The 17,883-nt window shown below is 35.6% G+C and carries 19 protein-coding genes; 4 read left to right on the top strand and 15 right to left on the bottom strand.

The window, feature by feature from the left end:
* Positions 1 to 139: 139 nt before the first annotated feature.
* The 4 genes from NCE97_RS01030 to NCE97_RS01015 all read right to left on the bottom strand — a co-directional run bounded on the left by NCE97_RS01030 (position 140) and on the right by NCE97_RS01015 (position 6,112).
* Complete coding sequence (locus tag NCE97_RS01030) at positions 140 to 1,444, bottom strand: TlpA family protein disulfide reductase (protein ID WP_353777009.1); 1,305 nt, start codon at positions 1,442 to 1,444, stop codon at positions 140 to 142.
* A gap of 32 nt (positions 1,445 to 1,476) precedes the next feature.
* Positions 1,477 to 4,896, bottom strand: a complete 3,420-nt coding sequence (gene mfd, locus NCE97_RS01025; protein ID WP_353777008.1) for a transcription-repair coupling factor — start codon at positions 4,894 to 4,896, stop codon at positions 1,477 to 1,479.
* A gap of 81 nt (positions 4,897 to 4,977) precedes the next feature.
* A complete protein-coding gene (locus NCE97_RS01020) occupies positions 4,978 to 5,514 on the bottom strand; it encodes a redoxin domain-containing protein (protein ID WP_353777007.1) in 537 nt (178 codons plus the stop codon).
* Between the two features lie 4 nt (positions 5,515 to 5,518).
* On the bottom strand, positions 5,519 to 6,112 hold the full coding sequence (locus NCE97_RS01015; protein WP_353777006.1) for an NAD(P)H-dependent oxidoreductase: 594 nt from the start codon (positions 6,110 to 6,112) through the stop codon (positions 5,519 to 5,521).
* Between the two features lie 106 nt (positions 6,113 to 6,218).
* On the opposite strand from NCE97_RS01015, the gene NCE97_RS01010 reads away from it, so the two are divergent.
* Positions 6,219 to 6,578 (top strand): winged helix-turn-helix transcriptional regulator, encoded by a 360-nt coding sequence (locus NCE97_RS01010; RefSeq protein WP_353777005.1) that lies wholly within the window; start codon positions 6,219 to 6,221, stop codon positions 6,576 to 6,578.
* 6 nt (positions 6,579 to 6,584) lie between these two features.
* Here the strand turns inward: NCE97_RS01010 and NCE97_RS01005 are convergent, their stop codons facing one another.
* The 5 genes from NCE97_RS01005 to NCE97_RS00985 form a co-directional block, all read right to left on the bottom strand.
* Positions 6,585 to 7,352, bottom strand: a complete 768-nt coding sequence (locus tag NCE97_RS01005) for an MBL fold metallo-hydrolase (RefSeq protein ID WP_353777004.1) — start codon at positions 7,350 to 7,352, stop codon at positions 6,585 to 6,587.
* A 77-nt stretch (positions 7,353 to 7,429) separates the two neighbouring features.
* Entirely contained in the window at positions 7,430 to 8,242 is an 813-nt protein-coding gene (locus NCE97_RS01000) for an SDR family NAD(P)-dependent oxidoreductase (protein ID WP_353777003.1), read from the bottom strand.
* Positions 8,243 to 8,246: 4 nt separating this feature from the next.
* A complete protein-coding gene (locus NCE97_RS00995; protein ID WP_353777002.1) occupies positions 8,247 to 9,212 on the bottom strand; it encodes an LLM class oxidoreductase in 966 nt (321 codons plus the stop codon).
* A gap of 37 nt (positions 9,213 to 9,249) precedes the next feature.
* The gene (locus NCE97_RS00990; RefSeq protein WP_353777001.1) at positions 9,250 to 10,122 is read right to left on the bottom strand and encodes a DUF4437 domain-containing protein; all 873 of its coding nucleotides are present in this window, start codon (positions 10,120 to 10,122) and stop codon (positions 9,250 to 9,252) included.
* Positions 10,123 to 10,141: 19 nt separating this feature from the next.
* Positions 10,142 to 11,128: a zinc-dependent alcohol dehydrogenase family protein gene (locus tag NCE97_RS00985; protein WP_353777000.1), complete on the bottom strand. Its 987-nt coding sequence runs from the start codon at positions 11,126 to 11,128 to the stop codon at positions 10,142 to 10,144.
* A gap of 114 nt (positions 11,129 to 11,242) precedes the next feature.
* Here NCE97_RS00985 and NCE97_RS00980 point away from each other — a divergent pair, with 114 nt between their 5' ends.
* Complete coding sequence (locus NCE97_RS00980) at positions 11,243 to 11,572, top strand: winged helix-turn-helix transcriptional regulator (protein ID WP_353776999.1); 330 nt, start codon at positions 11,243 to 11,245, stop codon at positions 11,570 to 11,572.
* Between the two features lie 33 nt (positions 11,573 to 11,605).
* On the opposite strand, the gene NCE97_RS00975 is transcribed toward NCE97_RS00980, so the two are convergent.
* The 3 genes from NCE97_RS00975 to NCE97_RS00965 form a co-directional block, all read right to left on the bottom strand.
* A complete protein-coding gene (locus tag NCE97_RS00975; RefSeq protein ID WP_353776998.1) occupies positions 11,606 to 12,094 on the bottom strand; it encodes a VOC family protein in 489 nt (162 codons plus the stop codon).
* 63 nt (positions 12,095 to 12,157) lie between these two features.
* Positions 12,158 to 13,291, bottom strand: a complete 1,134-nt coding sequence (locus NCE97_RS00970) for a hypothetical protein (RefSeq protein WP_353776997.1) — start codon at positions 13,289 to 13,291, stop codon at positions 12,158 to 12,160.
* A 137-nt stretch (positions 13,292 to 13,428) separates the two neighbouring features.
* On the bottom strand, positions 13,429 to 13,773 hold the full coding sequence (locus tag NCE97_RS00965; RefSeq protein ID WP_353776996.1) for a winged helix-turn-helix transcriptional regulator: 345 nt from the start codon (positions 13,771 to 13,773) through the stop codon (positions 13,429 to 13,431).
* A gap of 94 nt (positions 13,774 to 13,867) precedes the next feature.
* Between NCE97_RS00965 and NCE97_RS00960 the strand changes: the two genes are divergently transcribed.
* Entirely contained in the window at positions 13,868 to 14,629 is a 762-nt protein-coding gene (locus tag NCE97_RS00960; protein WP_353776995.1) for a type 1 glutamine amidotransferase domain-containing protein, read from the top strand.
* Between the two features lie 3 nt (positions 14,630 to 14,632).
* The gene (locus NCE97_RS00955) at positions 14,633 to 15,262 is read left to right on the top strand and encodes an NADPH-dependent F420 reductase (RefSeq protein WP_353776994.1); all 630 of its coding nucleotides are present in this window, start codon (positions 14,633 to 14,635) and stop codon (positions 15,260 to 15,262) included.
* A gap of 49 nt (positions 15,263 to 15,311) precedes the next feature.
* Here NCE97_RS00955 and NCE97_RS00950 read toward each other — a convergent pair whose 3' ends face one another.
* The 3 genes from NCE97_RS00950 to NCE97_RS00940 all read right to left on the bottom strand — a co-directional run bounded on the left by NCE97_RS00950 (position 15,312) and on the right by NCE97_RS00940 (position 17,846).
* On the bottom strand, positions 15,312 to 15,554 hold the full coding sequence (locus tag NCE97_RS00950; protein WP_353776993.1) for a DUF2798 domain-containing protein: 243 nt from the start codon (positions 15,552 to 15,554) through the stop codon (positions 15,312 to 15,314).
* Positions 15,555 to 15,622: 68 nt separating this feature from the next.
* Positions 15,623 to 17,023, bottom strand: a complete 1,401-nt coding sequence (locus tag NCE97_RS00945) for an aldehyde dehydrogenase (RefSeq protein ID WP_353776992.1) — start codon at positions 17,021 to 17,023, stop codon at positions 15,623 to 15,625.
* 43 nt (positions 17,024 to 17,066) lie between these two features.
* Positions 17,067 to 17,846 carry an SDR family NAD(P)-dependent oxidoreductase gene (locus NCE97_RS00940; protein WP_353776991.1) on the bottom strand — a complete coding sequence of 260 codons (780 nt, stop codon included), beginning with the start codon at positions 17,844 to 17,846 and terminating at the stop codon, positions 17,067 to 17,069.
* Positions 17,847 to 17,883: the final 37 nt, after the last annotated feature.

Here is a 17,883-nt window from a genome sequence, read left to right as displayed (position 1 = left end):
AATGTTACCTAAACATAAAATCAATGCTGTTTGAAAACATTAGCTTAACATTGCTGCTCTTGTTTGCTTGTAACACAAGGACTTAATGTCTTGTTTAGGGAAGAATAAAAGAGTAAGGTTTACTCTCAATAAATGTGTATTATTTTAGAGCTTTTTGCAAATCCGCTAATAAATGAGGTTTAGCAATAATAGTTTTGTTTCTGTCTAGCAAAAAGTATGAAGGCGTAGCAGAAATATTGTATTGCTTTGCAGTTGGGTTCTCCCATTTTTGTAAGCCTATAACATGTGTAAAATCAGGGAAATTTGCAATCTCTTTTTTCCAATTGTCGGCATCATCTTCCAGGCCAAATGCTATAACTTTTAGGTTTGCTTTTTCTTTTGCAAGCTTCATCACCTCTGGGAGTTCATTAAGGCAATGTCCACAAGTACTGCTCCAAAAAACGACTAAATACTGCTCAGCGCTATCAATATTGTGTAGGCTAGTCGTCTTTTTGACTCCTTGTTCCGTGGTTTCAATTTCAAAATCTGGAGCTTTTACACCAACCGCTGAGTTTTTGTAGGCCGATAATCGTTCCTCGAGATATATTTTTCCAGTTTTTTTAGCGAGATCAAGTAAGTATTTGTCAATAATATATAAGGCCAATTCGTCATTACCAAGAGCATTAAATTGGCTCCAAACCACATCCAGAAGCGATACCTTTACAAGGTCATTGTCGCCAATGTAATTGGCTAAATCATCTACAAGGGTTTTATACGATGCATTATCTACGTTGTTAGAAATACCAAACACATATGTCAGTACTCTATCCAGTAAAAAATCTGAACTCTGTAATAACTCGCTACTAAAATCGATATGTTTTAGATAATTACTTTTTAGATTTTGAGAGTATGTGTTGATGTCTTCAAAACCTTCAGGAATATATGGCTGATTAGCTTTTATTAATTCTGAAATTAGTAACCCTTCGGTATGGTCTAAATACGTGTTCTGAGTATCGTTTAGCGTTTTGAAAATATCTAGATAAGCCTTTTCATCAGTACTTTCTTTTTGATAAAAGTTACTAATGGTCATGTTTACCATTTCCATGCTTTTTGTGTAAGATTTCCAAAGCTTATTCTCGCTAGATTCTGTGAACTCCAATCCTTTGTTAAGATCGTAAGTAAAGCTTATGCTTTCTTTACCATCGTAGATAAAATCAAAATTGTTTTCTTCGGCAGGTAATGCATAGACAATTTTATAAATCCCTATTGAGGTTGAATCTAGAGGGATAGAAAATGCTCCTTCTTCGTTTAACTCAGCTCTGCCAACATAACTTGCGCCATCTGGAGCAGATTTGTATAAGAAAGCATAGGTAAATTCTTTTGCTGGAGAAAATGTTCCGCTAATGGTATGCTGCGAAAACACCATTAAAGGGAATAGGAAAATAAAGTAGATGCTTTTCTTCATTGGTAAATCTATTTATAGAAAGTAAACAATTATTAAGCCAAAATAGGTTGTAATCTCTTTAAAGCTTCTTCAACCGAATTTACTTGCTCAAAGGTAAGTAATAAACGCAATCCATTACGTGTTTGTTTTTCCTTCATTTTACAAGCTCTTGGATTGCTTTGAACAAATTGTAACACTTTGGTAAACCATGGGCTCTGATAAAATGCACTTTGCTGATCACTAATAAAATAACCAACGAGTTTATTCTGTTTCATGATCACTTTTTCCAAACCTATTTTTGTGGCAATCCATTTAATGCGAACACTATTAATAAGATCAACAACCTGACTAGGCATTTCACCAAATCGATCTGTAATATCACTTTCAAATTTTAACAACTCACCTTCAGTTTTCAGATTATTGAGCAGCGTGTAAAGGTTCAAACGTTCAGTAATATTATTGACATAGTCATCAGGGAACAATAGCTCAAAGTCCGTATCTATAGTTATGTCCTTTACATAAGTTTTATCCTTCCCATCGTCATTATAAAGTTCTCTAAACTCATTTTCTTTGAGTTCTTCAATGGCTTCGTTCAAAATCTTCTGATAAGTATCGAAACCAATTTCATTTATAAAACCACTTTGCTCACCACCAAGTAAATCTCCTGCACCACGAATCTCTAAATCTTTCATGGCAATATTGAATCCGCTACCAAGTTCGGTGAATTGCTCTAGAGCTGTAATTCGTTTTCTGGCATCGTTGGTCATTGCAGAATATTCTGGAGTAATGAAGTAGCAGAACGCTTTTTTGTTGCTTCGGCCCACACGACCTCGCATTTGGTGCAAGTCACTCAGCCCGAAATTGTTAGCATTATTGATAAAGATGGTATTTGCATTTGGTACATCGAGACCACTTTCAACAATAGTGGTACTGACTAGAACATCAAATTCACCATTCATAAAGGCTAGCATTAACTGTTCAAGTTTTTTACCTTCCATCTGTCCATGACCAATACCAATTTTAGCATCAGGAACCAGACGCTGAATCATTCCAGCGACTTCTTTGATGTTTTCAATTCGATTATGAATAAAGAAAATTTGTCCTCCCCGTTGAATTTCATAAGTCACAGCATCGCGAATCGTTTCTTCATTAAATCGAATCACATGACTTTCTATAGGATAACGGTTTGGAGGTGGTGTAGTAATGACCGACAAATCCCTTGCAGCCATTAAACTAAATTGCAATGTTCTAGGTATTGGTGTTGCAGTAAGCGTAAGAACATCTACATTGTCCTTAATGGTTTTTAGCTTTTCTTTTACAGCTACACCAAACTTCTGTTCTTCGTCAACAATCAATAACCCAAGATCCTTGAATTTCACATTTTTATTGACCAGTTGGTGTGTCCCAATAATGATATCAACACTACCTTTTTCTAGACCTTCAAGCGTTTCTCGTTTTTGTTTGGCAGTTCTAAATCGATTGACATAATCTACAGTTACAGGAAAATCTTTCAAGCGCTCGGTAAATGTTTTGAAATGCTGAAACGCCAATATAGTAGTCGGTACCAAAACGGCGACCTGCTTACCATTATCCACAGCTTTAAAAGCAGCTCTTATAGCAACCTCCGTTTTTCCAAAGCCAACATCACCACAAACCAAACGGTCCATAGGCTGTTCACTTTCCATGTCTGCTTTAATGTCTGCGGTAGAGGTGATTTGATCTGGGGTATCTTCATATATAAATGAGGCTTCCAACTCATGCTGCATATAACTATCTGGAGCGTATTGAAACCCTTTTCTAAGTTTTCGCTTTGCGTAGAGCTTTATCAAGCTAAAAGCAATCTCTTTAACTCTACTCTTCGTTTTTTGCTTTAAGTTTTTCCAGGCTTTGCTACCAAGTTTGTAGATTTTTGGAGGTTTACCATCTTTACCATTAAACTTGGTGATTTTATGAAGCGAATGTATGCTGAGGTAAAGAATATCGCGCTCGCCATATACCAGTTTAATAGCTTCTTGCTGCTTTCCTTCTACATCTATTTTTTGAAGTCCTCCAAACCTCCCAATTCCATGATCAATGTGAGTTACATAATCACCAACATCGAGATTGGTTAATTCTTTTAGCGTAATGGCTTGCTTCTTAGCATAGCCATTCTTAAGGTGGAACTTATGGTAACGTTCAAATATTTGATGGTCAGTATAACAAACCAGCTTATTGTTATCATCAACAAATCCTTGGTATAGAGAAAGCACAATGGTTTTGTAATGGACCTCTTGCTCAACATCTTCAAAAATATCATGAAAGCGTTTTGCCTGTTGCTCACTTGCACATGCAATATAGTTGGTGTATCCTTTTTCGTGATTAACGTTGAGGTTGTCAATTAGTAATTCGAACTGCTTATTAAAGGAAGGTTGAGGCTTTGTGTTGAATGTTATGACGTTGTCATTCTGAACCTGATTCAGAATCTCATCAGAGGATGTCTCGACTGCGCTCGACATAACATCAGAAAATATTGAACTTGTTCCAAATTCAACTAAGTTATAATCCAAAAGTTGGCGTTTGAGTAATTCTGAATTACAAAACAATTCCTTTGGTTCTGAATGTTTTATGTCTTTTGAAAGGGTTTCGAATGTTTCTGAAGCTTTTTCAAAGAGTTTATCAACTCTAGAAAATAGCAGCTCAGCATTTTTGGTAAACACCACAGTCTTTTGCGCAATATATTTTAAGAAGCTCTGCCTGCTTTCTTCAAGGAATTTATTGGCTACATTTGGTATGATACTAATCTTCTTGATTTGTTCTGTGGAAAGCTGAGTCTCGACGTCAAAAGTTCTGATACTATCGACTTCATCTCCAAAAAACTCTATACGATAAGGTTCGTCATGAGAAAACGAAAATACATCAACGATACCTCCACGAACCGAAAATTCGCCGGGTTCAGTCACAAAATCAACACGTTTGAAGTTGTATTCAAACAAAACTTCGTTCACAAAATCTATAGACAGATTATCGTTTACTGAAACCTTCAGTGTATTGCGCTCTAGCTCTCTTCTAGTGACTACTTTTTCAAAAAGCGCATCAGGATAAGTCACGATGACTGCGGGTTTCTTTCGCGAGTTGATTCTGTTCAAAACTTCAGCACGAAGCAGTACATTGGCATTATCCGTTTCTTCTATCTGATAGGGTCTGCGGTAACTACCAGGATAGAATAATACATTCTTGGCATCTAGTAGTTGCTCAAGGTCATTGAGATAATAAGCAGCTTCTTCCTTGTCGTTTAAAATCAACAAGAAGGGTTTGTCAGTGTTTTTAAAAACACTTGAAATCACAAAAGACAGGGATGATCCTACGAGTCCTTTTAGATGTGTTTTAGTCTTGCTTTGAGCGGAGTCTAAAGGTTGAGTTTGGGCAATAGTATTCTGCAGATTTTGCAGTTGCAAAGTCTGTACATACGTTTGCGAGATAAGGGCTTTGCTCACGTACTTAGAAAATTAGTGATGCAAATATAATAGGTTATTTAATACAAATAGAGACTTTATTATTAAGTATTATTAAAGTGGTTATAATTCAATGATCTCACCTCTTGCAGGATAACCACTAGTATTAATATAGTCAATAACCTTTACGAAAGTTGCTAAATGCGGTCGCCCCCATGGTGTAGAATTGAGTGTTACAAAGTAAATAGAGTTATCGGGTTTTATTAAGAATAATCCTGGTTCACTAAAGACATCAGGTTCATAATCTTTAATGGCTTTACTTAAATACAATCCCCAATTATTAGCAGTTTCGGCATCTACACCATATCCTATTTTGAGGTCTTCAGAAAGCTCCCATTTCATTCTTGCTTTTCTTGCTCTTGCTTCTCCATCCATACTAATCGCAATGACATCTACACCTTTGTCGGCATAAGTATCCAGAAGACCGTTAAGTGTTTTGAGATACTTTTCACAAACGGGACAGTGTAACCCTCTATAGAACACTAACATTGTAAAGTTTTCAGGGTTTTGATCTTCTAGTTTCCAAGTGTCTCCGCCCAAAAGGTTGACTTCAAGTTTTGGAGCTTGAGTTTGTGGCGTTATTTTTTGTTGTGTATTCATATTGTTAGGCTTTAATAATATGTTTTTGAATGTGAGCATCGAAACGCACAAAGTCGTTTTCAATATCTGGATTTTTCATCACATCATAGGCTGCAAATGTTGGCAATGCCTCCATTCCGAAGAATCTAAAATTCATGTGTGTTGGAAAAAACAAATCATCGACACTCTTTCCTTCAAATAAGTATTGATTACCGTCATTAAACGCATCTTTAGGAGCATTGAAAGTTAAGGATAGCATATACTTTTTACCTTCTAGTGTGCCTCCAGTTCCGTATTGTTTTGTAGCATCTTGGCGTGTACGACCATCTCCAGCACATAAGCGACCATCCATGCCAAAAGAATACACATAATCTTGATATCTCTTGAAGCTCCAAGGCGTCGCCATCCAATTTACAGGCATTTGTACTAGAATAATATCAGCCCATTGGTGCTTAGCAATTTCCTCATCAATGTTGTAGTCGTCTTTCATTGTGGTAGTCTTAATCTCAAAATCCTCTTTTGGTAATAGGTTTTTAATGCGTTCTACTAAGCTTTTGTTGAGCGTCCCTTTAGAGAATTCGTATTCTTCGTGACCGTTTATGATAAATATGTTTTTCATTTTTGTTTGATTTTTATTTAAAAGTTTCACAAAGATACCATTAATAGTCTATTTTTGATACTATTAAAATAATTTCACCTAAATTTGTGGTAACAAAAAGGTAACCATGGCACGAAAAATTATTGATAACCCTAACCACTGTTCCTTAGTTTATGCAATGAATATTATAGGAGGGAAGTGGAAGCCCATCATTGTATATTTATTGGCTAATGGTAGTTTGCGTTTTGGGAAACTGCTGATATTTATTCCTAATATTTCTAAAAAAGTGCTTACAGAGCAGTTGAGAGAATTGGAGCAAGACGGTTTGATTATACGAGAGCGTTTCGCAGAAACACCTCCAAGAGTAGATTATTCACTTTCTAAAACAGGTGAAAATTTATTGCCAATATTGAGGCAATTAAGTGAATGGACAGCTAACAGTTTTGATGATGTGCCTTTCGAAGCTTGTAAAATTGTTGATGTGTAATCCTTGCTAAACAAGGATTAATTCTCCATCTTCTGGAATAAAGGTCTTATCTGAAAGTCCTTCTTGCTCAAAACGAGCTTTTAAATACGATCGCTTTGTTGGGCAGTGATTCACAGCTTCCAAATGATTGGCAATGACTTTACCTGGCGCCGTTTTTGCAAACTTTACAATATCATCTATACGCATTAATAGAGGTTGAAAAACATCTAATTGAGCTGTACCAGACGCCACTACAGAAATGTCGGGTTTATAATCTCTAAGCACTTTATCTACGTCATCAGTATAAATGGTATCGCTACTTAAATATAAGCTTGGTTCATTTTCAAACTCAAAATAAAATCCCATTACATTTCCCATTGGTTTCGCCACAAAACCATAACCATGTCGCGCAGGAATCCCTTCTATTTTACCACCTAAAAAACCATCACGTTTCCAATAGTTAGCGACTTGTACCACATTGAGTCCTTTTTTCTTAAAAAACGACTCATCTAGAGCGCTGCATGTAACAGGTATGTTTTTTTCTTTCAAAAAAGATTCAGCTGCTTTATCGATATGATCGGGATGCTTGTGAGTGATTAGGCAATGTGTAACCTTGTTTAGAATCGGTTGACAATTATCTGGTAAATCCACAATAGGATTGCGCTTTGGTTTAAACCTGAACAGCGTAAATGGGGGCCCTGCGGTTCCTCTGGCTCCAAGCATTGGATCAACCAAAATAACATGCTCGCCAGTTTCAATAATCATTGTAGCATTACGAATGTGGTGTATCTCCATACTTTAAGACTTTCGCTTAACACTATAAAAATAATAAAAGCAGCCATTACTGCTTTTATTAACTTTAGATAATAGGACTAATTAATTCTTAAATTATTCAAAATAAAATTGGTCTCATGTATGAGCTTTTCAATCAAATCATCATTGTAAGCATCTGAATGTGCAGTCCCAAAATTTCCTTTATCATTATCGAAGTATTTACCAGTGATGCCTTTATAGTCGTCAGAAACTCCTAATTCATATAAGATATTAGCGCCTTTGTCAGCGGGAGCCCAATGTTGCCCATAAGCTTCGGCAACCATCCGTGTATTTAACAATGATCCTGGATTTACGGCAATTATTGCGACTGTGTTTTGTTGTTTAGCTAAATCGAAACTCCACATAGTTAAGGCCAATTTACTTTGCGCATAAGCTTCACTTACATTAACGGCAGCATGGCCATTTAAAGCGCCCGTTCTCACAGTAGATTGAGCTGCTGAACTTAAATTAATCACACGTGTATTTGCTCTTTTTTCTAATAAAGGGAATAAGGCATTAGTGAGTACATATGGAGCAAAATAATTCACCGCAAATCTAATGTCCAGACCATCTTTAGTTTTATCTACAGGGCTTTTAAAAATACCTGCATTATTAATGAGAACATCAATTTTTGAAAGTTTAGCTTTAATATTATTAGCCATTTTTTTAACCTCTTGTATATCAGAAAAATCAGCTACAAAACCATCAATATTGTCGTTGCCTGATGCTTCTTTTACTTCTAAAATAACATTGGCTAGTTTTTCAGGATTTCGCCCATGTAAATAGATATTGTGCCCTTCTTTAGCCAATTTCATAGCAGTTAATTTTCCAATACCGTCTGTGCTTCCTGTGATTACTGTCGTCTTACTCATGTAATTACTGTTCTTTTATTTCTGTATGAAAATAAGGCAATACGTTTTTGGCCAAATCTTCTAAAGTTTGTTCTATATGTTGCGTATTGAAGCGTAAGTTAATTGCAACATGATTCACACCTATATCTTTTAGAAGTTGAAAATAGTTTACCAAATGTTTCACTCCAATTTTAAACCCTAAATGAATCGGTTGTGGTCTAAAGTCAGCATCATCTTGTAAATCTATATACAAGGGTTGCAAATAGGGTTTGCCAAATTCTCCATGCTTTTCCACTAAATCTCTCCATTCCTTAATCTGATATTGTTGTTGGTATAAGTTTCTTGGATAATACATCCAACCGTCACCATATTCAGCATTCCACTCTAAAGATTGTTGGCTATAGCCCGTAATCATCATGGGAATTTTATGCGATGTAGCTTTAGGCAAGATGTCTATGTGTTTTTTTAAATTTCCAAAGTGGTTGTTTTGTAAAGAGGGAAAATTGTCTTGCGATTTTCTAATGTAATAAAAGGCTTCACGAAACAGCTCACTTCGATTTTCATAATTGATATTCATCGCTGGGTACTCATCATAACGATCACCCGAAGCCACACCAAGAATTAATCGCCCATCAGATAGTTGGTCTATAGTGGCTGCCGATTTGGCGATATGAACTGGATGATGTAATGGCAACGCAATACTGGCGACACCCAAAGCTATTTTGCTTGTTTGCCCTGTTAGATATCCTAAATAGGTAAAAGGGTCAAAGGTCTGTCCGGCATCTCCAAACGATGGCACTTGAAATGGCACATCTCTTACCCATAAGGCTTTAAAACCAAGGTTCTCTATGAGTTTTACTCGCTCCAAATGGTGTTGCATCGTTGGAATAGGATTGTCGCCATAGTTTTCTATAGGAACTACTACACCAATGCTCAATTTTTCTGATTGAAAGACGTTATTGTATGCCTTGTTTATGGTTTCGAATAGCATAATTTATAAGGAAATATAAGACAGGAAATCCTAGAATTTAATTTGTTATTTTAACGTTGCCATTGGTTCTTATGTATATGAGAATATCTTCTTCATTACTAGAAATAGTATGAATGGCTATATGTTTTGAAGTGAAATAGCTCCCAGCATCTAATTGTTTTCTATCTTCAGTCTTTGGCATTTTGTAGTTTGCTTTACCTTGTATGACAACTGCATGAAAGATGTCGCCATAACTTTTCAACTGTCCACTAAATCCTTTCGGAAGTTTTACAAAAAGTCCTTTTAGCCCCTTGATTTTTTTGTGTTTCCAGAGGAAACTTATTTTTGCATTGCTTTTGGAATCTATCCAGTTAGTTTTAGTACCATCTAACCAAACGATGTTAGAAACATCTATATTTACAGGACTTTCATCATTATCAAAAGCTTGATCTATAGGCTTCACTAAATAAGGGCCATGATCTATTTCAACATAAGCAATATTTTCCTTTCCTTTAGCAGAAGTTATATGCGATTCTCCTTTGGGTTGTGTCCAAAAGGAACCTGGTTTCATCCACATAGTTTCAGCATTTGGGTCATCGTTATGAACCAGACCTTTAATTACCACAGCTCTGTAAGTAACATTGTGAATGTGTGGAGGCGATGAAAAACCATCTACAAACTTTGCCAGAAAACCTGTTGCCACTGCTCCTTTTCTGTCTCCCCAAATCGTTCCAGCTTGTGGGCTTTTATCTCCTCTTGCTGGATTTAATTTTTCCCATACAATTTCAGAGCTTAAAACAACTTTATTGGTTGGAGATTGAATCTCCTCCGCTACTTCAGAATCTTTTTTTTCTGTTTTCTCTTTAGAGTTGGTACAAGAGAATAGGATTCCGACTATTGCAAGAGAACATATTATTTTTATGACTGTCATGACGTGTATCAATGTACTTTTAGTTTTCAATCACTATTTTACCCATAGCCTGCCCACTTTCTAAACGTGCATGAGCTTTGCCAATATCCTCAAGAGAGAATCGTTGATGATCAAGAATTGGTTTTAAATTGTCTGATTCAACAATCTTGGCAACATTCTTTAAAATTTGTGAATGATCTTCACGTCTATAGTTGTGTAACATAGGGATTAGCATAAATACAACGTGAAGCGATAAACCTTTAAAGTGCGCTACTGAAAGATCTAACTCTACCAATGAAACAGTAGTAGCTACATGCCCATTCAGTGCAGCTGCATTAAACGAGTTAATTAAATTTCGCGCACCAACTGAATCATAAACGATATCAAAACCTTTTCCGTTAGTGTGTTTTTTTACATAATTTTCAACAGGTTCAGTTTTATAATTAATAGCTGTGGCACCTAGTTGTTCAATAAGTTCAAGTTGCTTTTCACCACCACCTGTAGAGTAAACATCCGCACCAAAATGTTTTGCCAATTGCAAAGCGATATGACCAACACCACCTGAGCCACCATGAACTAATACTTTTTGACCCGCTTTAATACCAGCACGCACTAATCCTTCGTAAGCAGTAATGGCAACTAATGGTAAAGCAGCGGCTTCTTTCATAGAAAGGTTTTTAGGTTTGTGAGCTATCAAATCACTATCTGCAGCAATATATTCAGCAAGTGTTCCTGGTAAATCAGCTAACCCTCCCGAGCAACCATACACTTCGTCTCCTACAGCATATTCATTTACATCCTCTGAAACAGCTTCAATTGTGCCAGCAAAGTCCATGCCTAGTATTGCAGGATTATCGGGAGACAATGGTAAACCTTTTCCCATTTTACGTATCATGGTATCCACTGTATTGACACTTGAAGCTGCTATTTTCACCAATACCTCACCACTTTTAAGAGTCGGTTTGGCTATCTCACTTGCTTTAAAAACAGCATCTTCTCCATATTTATTAATAAGCATTGCTTTCATAATCTTTAATTTATTTATACTATAATTTTTATAGTAGCAAAATTAAGTATAGTTTTGTAATCATACAATAACGGTCAAAAAGTATAGTATCCTTTTGATCTAAATTTTAATATAATGCTAACCTTTAATGGGAAAGAATATCCTTGCTGCACAAGTCTCACAATGGGTGTCATTGGCGGCAAATGGAAGACTGTAATTCTCTATCATTTAATAGAGGGCACAAAGCGATACAACGAATTGCGAAAAGATATGCCCACTGTGACTGAACGTACGTTGAGTTTGCAACTAAAAAAGTTGGAGGAGGATGGAGTTGTAAGTAGAAAGGTATATACTAAAAAACCACCTCTAAAGGTAGAATACCAACTAACAGATTTAGGAAAAACACTTATTCCGTTAATTCAATCAATTGCAGATTGGGGTGATTCAGTTATTGAGAATGAATAAGTAAATTTTGGTTGATCTATTTGCTTTTTGATACTATTTCAGCTCAGATAGTAGTTCAATTAAATTCAAAGGTCTGGTATACATATCAAGGTTACCATTATGATCTAAAGGCCATTCACTTTTAGGCTTATCCCAATACAATTCTACACCATTACCATCTGGATCATCCAAGTACAAAGCTTCAGAAACACCATGGTCTGCAAACCCCGTAAAGGGGTAATCATGTTCTTTTAAGCGCTTATAGATTTTTGCCAAATCCTTGCGAGTTGGATATAAAATAGCCGTATGAAACAGTCCAACTTGTTGTTTTGGAGCATTAGGTTGCCCTTTACTGTACCATGTATTTAGACCAATATGATGATGATAACCACCAGCAGAAATAAATGCAGCTTGTTCACCCATACGTGACATGAGTTCAAACCCAAGCAAATCACAATAAAAGTCTAAGGCGCGTTGTAAATCGGACACTTTTAGGTGCACATGACCTATCCGAGTGTGTGTTGGGATTTCATAGTTTTTCATAGCTCTAATTTACGGCTAATAAAACTATTCTAAATTTCTACAATTAGGGATTTAATTATGTTGTCAGTTTCTGCAATTTGCCCAAGCCGTAGCACATTTTTGCATACACTTCATGTTTATTTCTGGCATGTTGTTCGGATCAATGTCTTTTTTCTTTTTCTTGCTCAATGCCATAAGTTCTTTATACCTCTCACAACTGCAATCACAGCCTTTTGGTTTGTCTGGCTCTTTTGCCCCTTCTCTCCCTTTTGTCTGTTTAGCACTATATGACTCTGAAGACCTAGTCTGCTTTACTTTTATATCATTGGTTTTAACACTATTTATTTTTGTTTTTGCATAATAATCTTGAATAATATCAACTCCTGCTTTTTTTTCTTGCTCTAGAGTATAAGTTATAATTTCCCAAATTTCTACAGGCATTCCGACATCTAAAAAATAACCCATATGAGCCATTATACTTCCTGTTTCGGAACCACCAAAATCATAGCCATTCTCTAGTACTTTTTGGTAAAATTCATATAATGCTTCTGTTCCTTCTACATTTTGAGCCAGTTTAATATAGCTTTTGTCTATCCTTTTTATTTTTACTTTTGAATCATCCTTGTTATTGCCTTTATTAGAAGATACTAGAATAGAATCTTTAATTTCCGTTTCCCCTTCATAAGCATATCCTATTACAGAATGACCTTGCCAAGATCCAGCATTATAGCTTTCAGATTGAAGTAAATCCTTTAAACGTTTAGATACCGTAAATTTATCCGATTTTGGAACTTCCTCACTTATGAGAAGGTTTCTTGTTTTTTTGCCGTCATCATCTTCGGATATTAAATATATCCCCATGTTAAGTTTAGAGCCGTAATCATCAAAACTAAACACTACAGAAATCTCATTTTCTTCCTTAAGATTCTCCTTAGCGTCATTAGGACTTTTTACACTTTCAAATTTTACTTCATAAACAGATTCCTTAGCATCCATCCGCATTTCATTAGCGGTACAATAAACTGTAAAATCTTGTACCCTCTTTTCATCTATCCTTTCAGCATAAAAATGTAATAATGCCTCAATTTTATCTCCAACTTTATTTGAAACTATAGTTTGGGTTCCCGTGATAATAACTTGTTTCTCAGTTTGACTTAAACCATTTTGAGTTGTGCATAATAATGCAAAAAGCGTAAGAAGAGTGAATGCTTGTTTCATGACATTTTGATTTATTCGGTAAAGTCATGAATTTGAAGTACTTAAAAGTACAAAAAAGGTATAAACTTTTGATGTGCTTTTTTCAACCAATAGATTTGACCACTTTGAATTTTCATCAGTTTACGACGAAGGCTTAATCAATCACTAATTCCATCCTCTTGCATTAGCTGAAACCCATAATTTCGTAAGCTGACAATAATTGGAATGGCACGTTTACCTTTTTCAGTAATTGTATATTCTGTTTTTACAGGCACTTCAGGGATGATTGCTTTAGTCGCAAAACCATCATCCACTAATTCTTTTAAATTTTTGCTAAGCATTCTGTCAGAGATATGAGAAATGCTTCGTTTCAATTCCGAAAAGCGCCACGATTTATCCTTTAATCGCCATAAAATGGGCATTTTATAAGTACCTCCAATTTTGTCTAGGACATATTCTACAGGCGTATAATAACGTTTGTTGTTCTTCAGAAAATCAGGCATACTTACACAGATGTTAGTTACTAACAAAGATAGCAAAATGTTGAACCAAATTGAATTCACAATAATTTTGAATAGCATTAAAAAACAACATATTATGAATATTATAGAACAAAACGAATATGTGCATTTTCATGGTGCACCAACAAAAGGAAAAATTTTAATGGTAGCTAGTAGCCCAACTGTTTCTGAGCAAACGGGTTGGCCAATCGGCTTTTGGGCAGCAGAACTAACACATCCATTACAAGTCTTTCAGGAAGCAGGATACGAGGTGGATTTGGTCTCTACCGAAGGCGGACAATTAGAAATGGATGGGTACTCCAATCCAAATGACGAAAGTGGGTATTCGGCACACGATGTCATATCCTTAGGCTTTATGCAACAAGATGGTTTTAATCAGATGTTAGCAAATACCAAGAAACTTACTGAGGTGTCTTCAGAACAATATGATGCCATCTTTTTAGTAGGCGGACAAGGCCCTATGTATACCTTTAGAGGCAATGCAGATTTGGAGAAACTGTTCGCTTCTTTTTATGAATCTGGAAAACCTAGTGCAGCCGTTTGTCATTCCACTACACTTTTGTTGGAAGCCAAAACATCTAGTGGTGAGTTATTAGTCAAAGGAAAGACTTGGACAGGTTTTGCAGATGCTGAAGAGCAATTTGCCGATGATGCAGTAGGGATGCAAATTCAACCTTACCGAATTGAGACCGAGGCTCGAAAACTTGAAAACACTACTTTTAAAGTTGCTGCTCCTTTTTCTAGCTATGCGATTGCAGATGGAAACCTGATTACAGGACAGCAACAAAACTCTGGTGCTGCCACAGCAAAAATGGTAGTTCAACAATTAAATCGTTAAACGATGACATTAGCATTTATAGGTATAGGGAATGTTGGTTTTGCGTTAGCCAATAACTTACAGGGAAAGGGTTACGATATTATTGTAGCTAATGATAATCCCGAATCGGAAAGTGTTCAAAACGCTTTGAAAAAGAATTCAAACTTTAAGGCATTACCTGTTCAAGAAGCTATTGATGTTTCTGAAATCACGTTTTTAGCAACGCCTTTTAAGGTCAACGAAGCCCTTTTAAAAGGCTTGGATTTTCAAGGGAAACCTTTAGTTGATTGTACTAATCCTGTTGGCCCAGGCATCTCCCACGGACTGGAAAGTAAAATTTCAGGATCAGAGAAGATTCAAGAATGGGCGCCTTCTGCCAATGTAGTGAAGGCCTTTACGATTTATGGCTTTGAAAACTTTAGTAATCCAGCGTACTTAAATTCAGAAGAAAAACCTGCAATGCTTTATGCAGGGAATAATGCTGTTGCTAAAGAAAAAGTAGCTAACATTATTAATAGTAGTGGATTTTTTGCCAAAGATGTAGGTGCATTAGATCAAGCGTTGCACTTGGAGCACATGACATTGCTCTGGGTAAAGATGGTACGACGCGATGGACACCATCCTAATTTTATGTGGAGTTATTTGGAAAAGTAAAAAGCGAGAATCATTGACTCTCGCTTTAAAAACCGCTTTATATTTTTAATTAATCATTTTTAACCAAAGAATTTACTAGACGCTCTATTGGTGGTGCAATAAATAATATAGCTGGAATTACAAATACATAAGCTAACAACCACGATTTTAACCATGCTCTTAGGAAATTTTTTGTAAAACCTAAATTGATAACTATTAGAGAAAAAGAAATAATGCCAGTAGTTATTATTCCCATAACTAACGCAAAAATTAGTTTTCTTTTAAGCTCATTTTTATTGATGTCAGTCTTCATTTATTTAAGTTTATAGCTTACATCTTCTTTTATAAGATAGTAAGCTGTATTATACTTATCGAGAAATTTTAACTCAATGCTTTCATGATTTTCATGCGCTTTTCGCTGTAACCATAGTATTTTAAATTGGTTTCTATAACGGTTGGTTTGTCTAAAACTCCTTTTAGATGGGAAAAGCACTCAAAACTGTACTTGCCATGATAACGACCCATACCACTATGACCTACACCACCAAATGGAATATTTGGGTTAGAGACTTGCATGACACAATCATTTATGCCACCGCTACCAAACGGTATTTCAGCCAAAAAGCGATCTTTGATAGCGCTACTATCAGAGAATAAATATGCAGCCAAGGGTTTTTCAAAACGTTTAATAATTTCAAAGGCTTCATCAATAGTTTCGTATTCTATGACTGGTAAAATAGGACCAAAGATTTCTTCTTGCATAACTTTATCATTAAGGCTTACATCAGTTAATATGGTAGGTTGAATTCTTCTATCTTCCCTATTATAGTTTCCGCCATAGTAAACCTTGTCTGGATTAATTAGATTAATTACTCGGTCAAAATTTCTTTCATTTATGATCTGTACATAGTTGTGATTTTCTTTAGAGAAATTCCCTTTTTCAATTTCTTGAACCGCTAACTTTAAAAATTCATCTTTAATGTCTTTATGCACTAAAGCATAATCTGTAGTTATACAAAACTGACCAGAATTAACAAACTTTGCCCAAATCATACGCTTAACACCAACCTTTAATGCTGCATCTTTATGGAAGATAGAGGGGTTTTTCCCGCCTAATTCTAAAGTGACATTTGTTAAATGTTCTGCAGCAGCCTTGTTGACAATTTTACCCACCATCGGACTTCCTGTAAAGAAAATCTTATCATAACGCTGTTTTAGTAGTGCCGTAGTTTCTGGAATAGCACCTTCTACAACCCTTAAATAATTTGGATCAAAATTCTCATTAATGATTTTAGTCATAATTTTACTAGTTTCGGCTGGAAGCTCACTAGGTTTTAAAATTGTGGTGTTACCTGCTGCCATAGAGCCAACCAAAGGTGTTAAAGACAGATTGTACGGAAAATTCCAGGCACCAATTACCAGAGTAACACCTAAGGGTTCTGGTACTAGATAACTTTTTGCAGGAAAGTTCAATAAATTAGTTCTCACATTCTTATGTTGCATCCACTTCTTAAGGTTTTTTATGGTAATGTTGATTTCATCAATCAGTGGGAAAAACTCTGTTAGTTGATTTTCATATTTTGACTTTCCAAAGTCTTTAAAGATGGCTTTATGCATATCTTCCTCGTGTTCCAATAACAAGGTTTTTAATTTTTTTAATTGCCTAAGCCTAAATTCTGCAGGTCGTGTAGCATTGCTTTTAAAATAGTCTCTTTGGCTATTTACCAATTTTCTTACCTGCAATTCAAAAGTGTCTGTGTTATTTTCTACTATTGTATTCATGATTTCTATGTGTTTGATGTGTATAATTATTTGATGTGTATAATTAATTAACTGCTGATTCTTTTTTAATTCTATTAATTAGAGATTTTGCCGATAAAAAAGGTACAAGCTTAAGTTCTAGTCTTTGGTTAAAATTTAGTCCAGCGATAACTTCCACTTCTCCTTTTTCCATAGCATTATATCCTTGTAAAGCTACTTCGGCAGCACTAGCAGGTTTTTTGTAAATGGCTGTTTTATTCATTCCAGAGTGGTCGCCAAATGCAGTTTTTGTAGCACCTGGAAGCACTGCGGTAGAGGAAACATTAGTGTCGCTTAATTCACCGTGAATTGATCTATTAAAAGAGGTGACAAATGCCTTAGTTGCAAAATATACTGCCTGAAAAGGACCAGGGATTAAACTAACCGTAGATGATACATTGAGGATTTTCCCAGAATCGCGAGCAATAAAATCTGGTAAAAATTGTCTTGTTAATGCAGTGAGTGCTAAAACATTTACCTGAATCATGGCTAAATCTATATCCCAATCTCTCTCATGAAAAGCACCTACACCACCAAAACCTGCGTTGTTAATTAGGTAATTAACTTCTATACCCTGATTTTTTACTTCATCATAGATTTCTTTTGGTGCAGATAACTGGGTAAGATTTTTAACAATAATATAAACTTCTATACCATGTTCTTTTTCTAATTCGCTTTTTAGGCTTTTTAAACCTTCAGCGTTCATGTCAACGGCAACAATGTTGCCACCTTTTGAAGCGTGAATTCTAGAAAATTCTTTTCCTATACCGCTTGCTGCTCCTGTAATTAATGCTGTTGTTTTCATTGTGATATGATTATGTTTAAAAACTATACCACAAAAT

The organism is Winogradskyella sp. 3972H.M.0a.05, assembly GCF_040493455.1.
Lineage (GTDB): Bacteria > Bacteroidota > Bacteroidia > Flavobacteriales > Flavobacteriaceae > Microcosmobacter.
This window is presented reverse-complemented; position numbering and strand designations above follow the sequence as displayed.